The following is a 10572-nucleotide window of genomic DNA, read 5'->3' on the forward strand; positions in this document are numbered from 1 at the left end:
CACTCACCCGGGGCGCGGGCGCCCGCCTCCCGACCGGCAGGTCAGTGCGGCGCTCCCCGCCACCCCGCCACCGGCAACGCGAACTTCGCCACCAGCCGATCCGTGAACGACGCGTGATGCAGCCGGGCCAACCGCACCGGCACCGCCCCCCGCCGCACCTCCACCCGGGCCCCCGCGGGCAACTCCACGGTCCGCCGCCCGTCGCACCACAGCACCCCCGGCGGGATGTGCGGCAGCACCTCCACCGCCAGCACGGAATCCGGCGACGTCACCAACGGCTTCGCGAACAGCGCGTGCGCGCTGATCGGCACCATCAGCAGCGCCTCCACCTCCGGCCACACCACCGGCCCCCCGGCGGAGAACGCGTACGCCGTCGATCCGGTGGGTGTGGACAGCACGATCCCGTCGCACCCGAACCCCGTCACCGGCCGCCCGTCGATCTCCAGCACCACCTCCAGGAGCTTCTCGGCGGTGGCCTTCTGCACCGCCGCCTCGTTCAGCGCCCAGTCGGTGTGCACGATGTCCCCGTTGCTGTGCACGACGACATCGACCGTCATCCGCTCCTCGACCTCGTACGCCCGGGACACCACCCGGTCCACGACCTTGTCGAGATCGTCCCGCTCGGCCTCGGCGAGAAACCCGACCCGCCCCAGATTGACGCCCAGCATCGGCACCCCGGACGCCCGGGCGAACTCCGCGCCCCGCAACAGCGTCCCGTCGCCGCCGAGCACGATCAGCAGCTCGCACCCGTCCAGGCACTGCGGGGTGGCCTCCCCGACCAGCTGCACCTCGTCGGGGAGCGGCAGATCCCGCGCCTCGTGCTCCAGCACCCGCACCCCGATACCGGAGCGCAGCAGCCCCTTCACCACCAGCTCGGCGCTGCGGATCGCTGCCGGACGCCCGGTGTGGGCGAGCAGGAAAACCGTACGGGATCCGTCACGAGCGCCGTCACAAGATGGGTTCGATGTCAACGCGGCCCCTCCGCCACTGCACGGTCAACGTCGGCCGGGTCCAGTTCCGGAGCCCCGGCCCGCAGCCACAGAAAGTATTCGACATTCCCCGAGGGTCCGGGCAGTGGACTTGCGGTCACTCCCCTGACTCCCAGGCCCAGCTCCCACGCCTTCGCGGCCACCGCGCGCACCGCTTCGGCGCGCAGCTCCGGACTGCGCACCACCCCGCCGCTGCCCAGCCGCTCCTTGCCCACCTCGAACTGCGGCTTGACCATCATCACCAGATCGGCCCCGGTCCGTACACACCGCACCAGCGCGGGCAGCACCAGTGCGAGCGGGATGAAGGACAGATCCCCCACCACCAGATCCACCGGCTCCCCGTCGATCGCGTCGAGTGTCAACTCCCGTACGTTCGTACGGTCCTTGACGGTGACGCGTTCATCGCTCTGGAGACTCCACGCGAGTTGGCCGTAGCCCACGTCCACGGCGACGACCCGCGCGGCGCCCGCGCGCAGCAGCACATCGGTGAATCCGCCGGTCGAGGCGCCCGCGTCCAGCGCCCGCCGCCCTTCGACCACCAGCCCCGCGGGCACGAAGGCGGCCAGCGCCCCGGCGAGCTTGTGCCCGCCCCGCGACACGTAGTCGGGGTCCTGGTCGTCGGCGGAGACCACGATCGCCGCCGCCGTCTCCACCTGCGTGGCGGGTTTGGTCGCGACGGTCCTCCCGACGCTCACCCGCCCGGCGGCGATCAGCTGGCTGGCGTGCTCGCGCGAGCGCGCGAGCTTGCGGCGGACCAGTTCCGCGTCCAGACGGCGGCGTGCGACTCCTGCCACGGTGCGTTCAGCTCCTGCTCTGGTGGTACGAGGCCGGGGGCGCCGGAGGTCCCGGGCGGGCGTCGAGCGCGGTCAGCGCGTCACGCAGCCCCCGGTGCACATCCTCGTACACCTCCACATGCCCGTCCGTGGCGAGGTGGTCGGCATCGGCCAGCCGCTCCAGCAGGGCATCGACCTCGGCGTCACCGGTGGCGGCCCGGGCCACCTGGAGGGCGGCGGGAGCGGCGGGCTCATACGCGACCCGGAACTCGTCCGCGCCCCCGTCCGCCTCCTGCGCCTCCTGCGCCCCCTGCGACTCCTCCGGCTGCCCCGGCTGCCCCACTTCCGGTTCTTCCGGCCGCTCTTCCCGCTCTTCCTGCTCTTCCCGCTCTTCCTGCGTCTCCAGGAACCGTGCCCACGGGTCGGCCCCGGCTGTCCCCGGCAGTGCGTCGCTCATGCCCCGACGCTACCGCGTGACCCTGCGGTACCGTCGGTCCGATGGCGACGATCGAGGAGTGCCGCAGCGCACTCGAACGGCTCTCGGCCGGTCTGCGGGGCGCCGAGGGCGATGTCCGCGCGGCGACCTCCCTGGACCGCTCGGTGAGCTGCCACATCACCGACCTGGACGTCACCTTCGTGGGCCGCATGGCGGACGGCGGGATCACCGTGCACGACACGCTGGAGGGCCCGCCGCGCGAGAAGGCCCAGATCCGGCTCTCCATGACCGGCGACGACCTGGTGGCCCTGGTCGACGGCCGGCTGAACTTCGCCCACGCCTGGGGCTCGGGCCGGGTGAAACTGACCGCGGGCGTACGCGACCTGCTCCGGCTCAGGAAACTTCTGTAGCGACACCCTTACCGAGCCGCACAGCGTCGTCCGTACGCTCCACCGCGTCGGTACGCTCCACAGCGCCCGTACGATCCACAGCCCCCGCGCGCCCCTTCCGTGCCGCCGGCACCACCAGCGGGGTTCCCGTCTCCGGATCGTCGATGATCTGGCAGCGCAGTCCGAAGACCCGCTCGACCAGCTCGGCGGTCACGATGTCGTTCGGGGCGCCCTGCGCGATCACCTCACCGCCGCGCAGCGCGATCAGGTGCGTGGCGTACCGGGCGGCGTGGTTGAGATCGTGCAGCACCGCCACCAGCGTCCGCCCCTGCTCCTCGTGGAGTTCCGCGCAGAGGTCGAGCACATCGATCTGGTGCTGGATGTCGAGGAACGTCGTCGGCTCGTCCAGGAGCAGCAGCGGCGTCTGCTGGGCCAGCGCCATCGCGATCCACACCCGCTGGCGCTGCCCGCCGGACAGCTCGTCCACATACCGCTCGGCCAGCTCGGCGACCCCGGTCTGTGCCATCGACTCCTGTACGACCCGCTCGTCCTCGGCCGACCACTGGCGCAGCAGGCCCTGGTGCGGGTAGCGGCCCCGGCCGACCAGGTCGGCGACGGTGATCCCGTCCGGGGCGATCGACGACTGCGGCAGCAGACCCAGCGTCCGGGCGACCTTCTTCGCGGGCATCGACTGGATGACCTGCCCGTCCAGCAGCACCCGGCCCTCGCTCGGCTTGAGCATCCGCGACAGCGCCCGCAGCAGGGTCGACTTGCCGCACGCGTTCGGGCCGACGATCACCGTGAAGGAGTTGTCGGGTATCTCCACCGACAACTGCTCGGCGATGACGCGCTGGTCGTAGGCGAGAGTGACGTTCTCGGCGGACAGGCGGTTCACGGTACTCCTAGAGATCTTCGGATTCACAGCACTCATATCCGCCCCGCCCGCCGCTCGGTGACCAGCAGCCACAGCAGATAGCCGCCGCCCAGCACGCCGGTGACCACACCCACCGGCAGCTGATCGGCGCCGAACAGCCGCTGCGAGCACCAGTCGGCGGTGACCAGCAGGGCGGCGCCCATGCACAGCGACGGCAGCAGCTGGGGGCCCGGTGCCCGGGTGAGACGACGGGCGAGCTGGGGTGCGGTGAGCGCCACGAAGGCGACGGGACCGGCCGCCGCGGTGGCGGTGGCGGTCAGCAGCACGGCGGCCAGCATCAGCACCAGCCGCACCCGCTCCACCCGCACCCCGAGGGCGTACGACACATCGTCGCCCATCTCCATCAACCGCAGCCCGCGCCCGCCCGCGAGCACCAGCGGCACCAGGACCGCGCACAGCACGAGCAGCGGCCACACCTGCTCCCAGCCCCGCCCGTTGAGCGAGCCCGTCATCCAGACGACGGCCCGGGAGGCGTCCACGATGTCGGCCTTGGTGAGCAGATAGCCGTTGACGGCCGTGACGATCGCCGAGATGCCGATGCCGACCAGGACCAGCCGGTATCCGTGCACGCCCCGCTTCCAGGCGAGCAGATAGATGGCGGCACCGGTCGCCAGGCCACCCACCAGCGCCCCCACGGTGACCTGCTCGGCGCTCCCGGAGAGCAGCACGATCACGACCAGCGCGCCGGCCGTCGCGCCCTGCCCGAGACCGAGCACGTCCGGGCTGCCCAGCGGATTGCGGGAGATCGCCTGGAACAGCGCCCCGCTCAGCCCCAGCGCGGCCCCCACCAGCAGCCCGACCAGTACCCGCGGCAGCCGCAGTTCGTTGACGATGAACTCCTGCCCCGCGTCCCCCTGTCCGGCCAGCGTCCGCAGCACGTCCGCGGCCGGGAGCGGGAAGTCGCCGGTCCCGATCAGCAGCACACTCGCGGCCAGCGCCGTGAGCAGCAGCAGCACGACGACCGTCAGCGCGCGGACATCCACCCGCACCGACAGCCCACCCGGCGTCCGCACCACCCGCGGACCGCCCCGCGCCTTCTCCTGCCCGCCTTCCCCCATGCCTTCGCGCACGCGCTTGCCGACGGGCCCGCCCGCCGCGTCCACCGCGTCCACGGCGTCCGCTGCATCCACCGCATCCACCGCATCCACCGCATCCGCCGCGGTCCTCACCACTGGGCCGTCCTCCGCCGTCGTACGAGATGGATGAAGACCGGACCGCCCAGGATCGCCATGACGATGCCGACCTGCACCTCCGCGGGCCGCGCCACGACCCGGCCGATCACATCGGCACCGAGCAGCAGCACGGGCGACAGCACGGTGGCGTACGGCAGGATCCAGCGCATGTCGGGCCCGGTGAACGAGCGCACGACATGCGGCACCATCAGACCGACGAACACGATCGGACCGCAGGCGGCGGTGGCGGCCCCGCACAGCACGGTGGCGGCGAGCATCGCCAGCGCCCGGGTCCGGTTCAGATGGGCTCCCAGCGCCTTGGCCGTGTCGTCGCCCATCGCCATCGCGTTGAGCGGCCGGGCCAGCCCCAGCGCGAGCAGCGTGCCGCCCACGAGGAACGGCAGCACCTGGACGATGGTCTCCCCGGTCGCCGAGTTCAGCGAACCGACGGTCCAGAAGCGCATCTTGGCCAGCGCCGACTGATCCATGATCATCACGGCCTGGAGGTAGCCGTACAGCGCGGCACTGATCGCGGTGCCGGACAGCGCCAGCCGTACCGGGGTCGCCCCGCGGCTGCCGCCGAGGAACCACACCACCGCCCCCACCGCCGCCGCGCCCCCGAAGGCGAACCACACATACCCGGTCAGACCGGTGACCCCGAAGTAGGTGATGGCGGTGACGACCGCGGCGGACGCCCCGGCGTTGATCCCGAGCAGCCCCGGATCGGCCAGCGGATTGCGGGTGAGCGCCTGGAGCACGGCGCCGGACAGCCCGAGCGCCGCTCCCGCGAGCACCCCGAGCACGGTCCGCGACAACCGGTCGCCCACCACGACATCGGCGTACCGCCCCGAGTCCTGGAACAGTCCGTGCCAGACCTCGCCCAGCGACAGCGGTTTCGCGCCGACCGCGAGGCTCGCCAGGGCGACCAGTACCAGCACCACCACGGCGACCAGCAGCCCAAAGCCACGGATCGCCCGGCGGGTCGGCGGCGCGGAAACGGCTTCCGCTCGCGACAGGGGAGGGCTCTCGACCAGCACGAGGTTAGGTTAGCCTACCCTCGCATCGGCCTACGATCCTGTGCTCACCACCCCAACCGCGCCAGCGCCTTCCCCCCGTCCAGCCCGCACGTCCCGTCCCCGGCCGCCGTCCAGGCCGCGGCACACAGCGCCCGCAGCCCGTCGAGCGCCCCGCCGTCCCCGTCGAGTTCCAGCCGCCCCACACCGGCTCTCGCCGTCCATCCCCCGCACCGGAAGCCGTCCCCGCTCGCCGTCACCTCCGGCTGCCCGGTGAGCAGCCCCCGCAGATCGGCGTCCACATACGTCGGCCGGTGCCGCGGCGGCGCGGCGAGCAACTGGGCCCCGTCCGTCACCCCCGTGAGCACCAGCAGCGAGTCGACGTCCCCGTTGAACGCGCCCTCGATGTCCGTGTCGAGCCGGTCCCCCACCACCAGCGGCCTCTTCGCCCCGGTCCGCAGAATCGTCTCGCGGTGCATCGGCGGCAGCGGCTTGCCCGCCACCTGGGGCTCCGCGCCCGTGGCGATCCGCACCACCTCCACCGCCGCCCCGTTGCCCGGAGCGATCCCCCGCGCGCTGGGGATCGTCAGATCCGTGTTGGACGCGAACCACGGCACCCCCCGCGCCACGGCGTAAGCGGCCTCCGCGAACCGCCCCCACGCCAGGTCCGGCCCGCCGTACCCCTGCACCACCGCCACCGGCTCGTCGTCCGCCGACTCCACCGGCTCCAGGCCGCGCTCCCGGAGCGCCACCCGCAGCCCGTCCCCGCCGATCACCAGCACCCGCGACCCCGCGGGCACTTGCTCGGAGATCAGCCGCGCCACCGCCTGCGCCGAGGTGATCACCTCGTCCGCGTCCGTCGGTATGCCCAGCTCGGTCAGGTGCGCGGCCACCGCGTCCGGCGTCCGCAGCGCGTTGTTCGTGACATACGCCAGCCGCATCCCCCCGCCCCCGGCCACCGCGAGCGACTCGACGGCGTGCGTGATCGCCACACCCCCCGCGTACACCACCCCGTCGAGATCGAGCAGCGCCGTGTCGTACGCCGCACTCAGCGCCCGCTCACTGCTCCCGGGACCGGTCCTGACCCGCTGACTCATCCGCACCTCGCTCCTCGACCCCGCCGACCTCCGCCGGTCCGCACCACCGCGCACCGGCCTTCAGCGGCTTTCCCCCGATCATCCCCCATGCCACTGACACACGTACGATGCCGGGATGAACACAGCAGGTCACTCGGAAGCCACCGAGCGCCAGGGCCTGGAACTCACCCCGTTCCGCGGCCTCCGTTACGACCCCGACCGGGTCGGCAGCCTGGCCGCCGTGACGTCCCCTCCCTACGACGTCGTGGTCCGCCCCGACGGCCTGCACCACCTCCAGGCCGCCGACCCGCACAACATCGTCCGGCTGATCCTCCCCCAGGCCCCCACCCCCGAGGCCCGCAACGCCCAGGCCGCGGCCACCCTCACCCGCTGGCGCGCCGAGGGCATCCTCACCGCCGACCCCGAACCCGGTCTCTACGTCTACGAACAGCGCGACGGCGAGGGCCTGCTGCAACGCGGAGTCATCGGCACCCTGCGCGTCTCCGACCCGTCGGAACAGGTGGTCCTCCCCCACGAGGACGTCATGCCCCATCTGGTGGCCGACCGCGCCGACCTGATGCGCGCCACCTCCGCCAACCTGGAACCCCTGCTCCTCACCTACCGGGGCGACAGCACGACGACCACGGCCGGGGTCGTCGAACGCACGGCGGAGAAGCCCCCACTCCTGGCCACCACCACGGAGGACGGCTACCGGCACCGCCTCTGGTCGATCACCGACCCCACGGACCTCACCACCGTCACCACGGACCTGGCCCGCCACCAGGCCCTGATCGCCGACGGCCACCACCGCTGGGCCACCTACCGCCGACTGCGCGCGGAACACCCCTCACCGAGCCCCTGGGACCACGGCCTGGTCCTCCTGGTCGACACCGCCCGCTACCCCCTGCGGGTACGCGCCATCCACCGCCTCCTCCACCAGCTTCCCGTCCCGGACGCCCTCACCGCCCTCAAGGGCCGCTTCCGCGTCCGCCGACTGGACACCTCCCTCCCCCAGGCGCTGTCCGCCCTCGCCGAGGCCGCCGAGGAGAGCAACGCCTACCTCCTCGCCGGCGACGGCACCTTCCACCTGGTGGACCGCCCGGACCCGGACCTCCTCGCCCGTACGGTCCCCGCCGACCGCCCCGCCGCCTGGCGCACCCTGGACGCCACGGTCCTGCACGCCACCCTGCTCGACCACATCTGGCACCTCCCCGAGGACTCCCCCGCCCACATCGCCTACATCCACGACACGGCGGCGACGGTCGAGAAGGCGGAACAGGACGGCGGTACGGCCGTCCTGATGCACCCCGTCCGCGAGGAACTGGTCCGCGACCTCGCCCGCCAGGGCGTCACCATGCCCCGCAAGTCGACCTCCTTCGGCCCGAAACCGGCCTCCGGCCTGGTCCTGCGCGTCCTGGACCTCTGAACCGCCGGGCCCACAGTCCCCGGACATACGAAAGGGGCGGAACTCCAAGAGAGTCCCGCCCCTTTCTCACATCCCGTCAGGCACCCCGGAAGCCCTGATCAGCCCCGGTCCCGATCGTCATCCCCATCCTCGTCCCCGTCCTCGTCATCGACCTCGTCGTCATCGACCTCGACGGAGGCCGAAGAGGCTTCCGCCTCGTCCTCGTCCATCGCGTCGACGAACTCCACACCGTCCAGCTCGGCCAGCCGGTCCGAGGCATCGGTGCTGCCGTCGCGGTCCGCCTCGACGGCCTTCGCGAACCACTCCCGCGCCTCGTTCTTCCGCCCGGCCTCCAGCAGCGCGTCCGCGTAGGCGTACCGCAGTCGCGCGGTCCACGGCTGCACGGAGTTCGACGCCAGCTCAGGGCTCTGCAGGGTCACGATGGCCGCGTCGAGCTGGCCCATGTCCCGCCGGGCGCCGGCCGCGACGAGCCGCATCTCCACCTGCCCGGCCTTGTCGAGCTTCTGCACCTCCGGCGCCCCGGCCATGTCCAGTGCCTTCTCCGGCCGCCCGAGCCCCCGCTCGCAGTCAGCCATCACCGGCCACAGCTCCACGCCCCCGGTCATCCGCCGAGCGGCCCGGAACTCCGCGAGCGCCTCCCCGTACTTCTGACTGGCGTACGCCGCGAACCCGGCGGCCTCCCGTACGGCGGCGACCCGCGACGCCAGCCGCAACGCGACCCGCGAGTACCCGTAGGCACCTTCGGGGTCCTCGTCGATGAGCCGCGCCACCATCACCAGGTTCTTGGCGACATCCTCAGCGAGCGTCTTGGGCAGACTCTGAAGCTCCTGCCGTACGTCCTTGTCGATCTCCTCGCCGGTGACGTCCTCGGGGATCGGCAGCCGCTTGATCGGCTCACGGTCCCGATCGCGCTCGTCACGGAAGCGACCGCCGGCGCCCCCACGCCGGTCGTCCCGCCCCCGGAACCCACGGTCCCGGTCGTCCCGACGGTCGTCCCGCCCCCGGAACCCGCCGGGCCGCCCGCCCCGATCATCCCGCCGGGGCCCACGCGGCGCCGCCCCACGGTCGTCCCGCCCCCGGAAACCCCCACGGTCGTCACGCCGGTCATCACGCCGGTCGTCACGCCGGAACTCCGGCCGCTCACCGTCCCGCCGCTCACCCCGCCGATCGTCACGACGGTCATCGCGGCGGTCATCGCGGCGGTCGTCCCGCCGGAAGCCCCCACGATCGCGATCGTCACGCCGGAACCCACCGCGGTCGCCACCGCGCTCTTCGCTACGACGGTAGCCACCGCGATCGCCACCACCACGCTCGTCGTTACGGCGGTATCCGCCCCGGTCGTCATCACGCCGGAAGGCAGGGCGGTCACCACGGTCGTTACGGTCGTCACGCCGGAAGCCCGGACGGTCACCGCGATCGTTACGGTCATCGCGCCGGAAGCCAGGACGGTCACCACGGTCGTCACGCCGGAAGGCAGGGCGGTCACCACGGTCGTTACGCTCGTCACGCCGGAAAGCGGGACGGTCACCACGGTCGTTACGGTCATCGCGCCGGAAGGCAGGACGGTCACCGCGATCGTTACGGTCGTCACGCCGGAAACCGGGACGGTCCCCTCGGTCATCACGGCGGAACCCGCGCCGGTCACGGTCGTCATCCCGCCGCGGTCCTCGCGCACGGTCGTCCCGCTGCTGGTACGGCGGGCGGGAGCCCCGCTCCCCACCATCACGCCGATCGTCACGGCGGTCATCGCGACGGTCATCGCGACGGCCGTAGCCCCCGCGGTCGCCGGCGGGCCGCTCGCCACCCCGACTGCTGCCACTGTCCCGGCCGCTGTCCCGTCGGCTGTCACCAGCGCGCCGGAAACCGCCACGGTCGTTGTCACGGCGGAAGCCACCGCGGTCACCGCGGTCACCGCGCGCACCACTGTCCCGGCGCCGCTGGTCGCGCTCCGGTCGCTCGTCGGGAGAGTTGGTGGACATGGATGACTCCTGTCTTCGGTACACAAGCATTGTAAAAACAAAAGGACCCCTGGTCCCAGCTGAACGCTGGGACCAGGGGTCCTCCAAAGATTGTTCGGCGGCGTCCTACTCTCCCACAGGGTCCCCCCTGCAGTACCATCGGCGCTGTAAGGCTTAGCTTCCGGGTTCGAAATGTAACCGGGCGTTTCCCTCACGCTATAACCACCGAAACCCTATTGGTTTCGAGCGAACAAGCACACTTTTCAGTTGGATGTTCTGCTCTTACCGGCAACGGTCGTTGCCTCAGAACTAACACAGTGGACGCGAGCAACTGAGGACAAGCCCTCGGCCTATTAGTACCAGTCACCTCCACACCTTACGGCGCTTCCAGATCTGGCCTATCAAC

Annotated in this window: 11 protein-coding genes and 1 rRNA gene; 2 read left to right on the forward strand and 10 right to left on the reverse strand. The window is 72.1% G+C overall.

Going from position 1 to position 10572, the window contains the following annotated elements; translation table 11 throughout:
• Positions 1 to 41: 41 nt before the first annotated feature.
• Genes ACIQNG_RS23310 through ACIQNG_RS23320 form a run of 3 tightly spaced genes read right to left on the reverse strand, consistent with a single transcriptional unit; the run spans position 42 to position 2105 of the window.
• Entirely contained in the window at positions 42 to 971 is a 930-nt protein-coding gene (locus ACIQNG_RS23310) for an NAD kinase (protein ID WP_401428732.1), read from the reverse strand.
• On the reverse strand, positions 968 to 1783 hold the full coding sequence (locus tag ACIQNG_RS23315) for a TlyA family RNA methyltransferase (RefSeq protein WP_401487467.1): 816 nt from the start codon (positions 1781 to 1783) through the stop codon (positions 968 to 970). Before ACIQNG_RS23315 ends, ACIQNG_RS23310 begins: the two co-directional genes overlap by 4 nt.
• A gap of 7 nt (positions 1784 to 1790) precedes the next feature.
• Positions 1791 to 2105, reverse strand: coding sequence for a hypothetical protein (locus ACIQNG_RS23320; protein ID WP_401487505.1), 315 nt, complete (start codon positions 2103 to 2105; stop codon positions 1791 to 1793).
• A gap of 155 nt (positions 2106 to 2260) precedes the next feature.
• On the opposite strand from ACIQNG_RS23320, the gene ACIQNG_RS23325 reads away from it, so the two are divergent.
• On the forward strand, positions 2261 to 2608 hold the full coding sequence (locus tag ACIQNG_RS23325) for an SCP2 sterol-binding domain-containing protein (protein ID WP_401428728.1): 348 nt from the start codon (positions 2261 to 2263) through the stop codon (positions 2606 to 2608).
• On the opposite strand, the gene ACIQNG_RS23330 is transcribed toward ACIQNG_RS23325, so the two are convergent.
• The 4 genes from ACIQNG_RS23330 to ACIQNG_RS23345 all read right to left on the reverse strand — a co-directional run bounded on the left by ACIQNG_RS23330 (position 2592) and on the right by ACIQNG_RS23345 (position 6803).
• Entirely contained in the window at positions 2592 to 3518 is a 927-nt protein-coding gene (locus tag ACIQNG_RS23330) for an ABC transporter ATP-binding protein (protein ID WP_401487470.1), read from the reverse strand. The two genes, ACIQNG_RS23325 and ACIQNG_RS23330, sit on opposite strands and share 17 nt — an antisense overlap.
• Complete coding sequence (locus ACIQNG_RS23335) at positions 3515 to 4579, reverse strand: FecCD family ABC transporter permease (protein WP_401487507.1); 1065 nt, start codon at positions 4577 to 4579, stop codon at positions 3515 to 3517. The genes ACIQNG_RS23330 and ACIQNG_RS23335 overlap by 4 nt, the downstream gene beginning before the upstream one ends.
• Before the next feature lie 107 nt (positions 4580 to 4686).
• Positions 4687 to 5730, reverse strand: a complete 1044-nt coding sequence (locus tag ACIQNG_RS23340) for a FecCD family ABC transporter permease (protein ID WP_401487472.1) — start codon at positions 5728 to 5730, stop codon at positions 4687 to 4689.
• A gap of 44 nt (positions 5731 to 5774) precedes the next feature.
• Positions 5775 to 6803 carry an HAD hydrolase-like protein gene (locus ACIQNG_RS23345; protein ID WP_401487474.1) on the reverse strand — a complete coding sequence of 343 codons (1029 nt, stop codon included), beginning with the start codon at positions 6801 to 6803 and terminating at the stop codon, positions 5775 to 5777.
• A gap of 115 nt (positions 6804 to 6918) precedes the next feature.
• On the opposite strand from ACIQNG_RS23345, the gene ACIQNG_RS23350 reads away from it, so the two are divergent.
• Positions 6919 to 8208 carry a DUF1015 family protein gene (locus ACIQNG_RS23350; protein WP_401487476.1) on the forward strand — a complete coding sequence of 430 codons (1290 nt, stop codon included), beginning with the start codon at positions 6919 to 6921 and terminating at the stop codon, positions 8206 to 8208.
• A gap of 98 nt (positions 8209 to 8306) precedes the next feature.
• Here ACIQNG_RS23350 and ACIQNG_RS23355 read toward each other — a convergent pair whose 3' ends face one another.
• From ACIQNG_RS23355 to rrf, 3 genes are all read right to left on the reverse strand, one after another.
• Positions 8307 to 9089 (reverse strand): tetratricopeptide repeat protein, encoded by a 783-nt coding sequence (locus tag ACIQNG_RS23355; protein ID WP_401487508.1) that lies wholly within the window; start codon positions 9087 to 9089, stop codon positions 8307 to 8309.
• Positions 8981 to 10120, reverse strand: a complete 1140-nt coding sequence (locus ACIQNG_RS23360) for a hypothetical protein (RefSeq protein ID WP_401487510.1) — start codon at positions 10118 to 10120, stop codon at positions 8981 to 8983. Before ACIQNG_RS23360 ends, ACIQNG_RS23355 begins: the two co-directional genes overlap by 109 nt.
• Before the next feature lie 159 nt (positions 10121 to 10279).
• Positions 10280 to 10396, reverse strand: a 5S ribosomal RNA gene (gene rrf, locus ACIQNG_RS23365).
• Between the last annotated feature and the right edge of the window lie 176 nt (positions 10397 to 10572).

Source organism: Streptomyces sp. NPDC091377 (assembly GCF_044757045.1).
Classification (GTDB): domain Bacteria; phylum Actinomycetota; class Actinomycetes; order Streptomycetales; family Streptomycetaceae; genus Streptomyces.

Bases quoted from the DNA above. Each gene is read 5' to 3' on its own strand.
- ACIQNG_RS23325 (WP_401428728.1), top strand. From the start codon at position 2,261: ATGGCGACGATCGAGGAGTGCCGCAGCGCACTCGAACGGCTCTCGGCC.
- ACIQNG_RS23330 (WP_401487470.1), bottom strand. From the start codon at position 3,518: ATGAGTGCTGTGAATCCGAAGATCTCTAGGAGTACCGTGAACCGCCTG.
- ACIQNG_RS23335 (WP_401487507.1), bottom strand. From the start codon at position 4,579: ATGGGGGAAGGCGGGCAGGAGAAGGCGCGGGGCGGTCCGCGGGTGGTG.
- ACIQNG_RS23345 (WP_401487474.1), bottom strand. From the start codon at position 6,803: ATGAGTCAGCGGGTCAGGACCGGTCCCGGGAGCAGTGAGCGGGCGCTG.
- ACIQNG_RS23350 (WP_401487476.1), top strand. From the start codon at position 6,919: ATGAACACAGCAGGTCACTCGGAAGCCACCGAGCGCCAGGGCCTGGAA.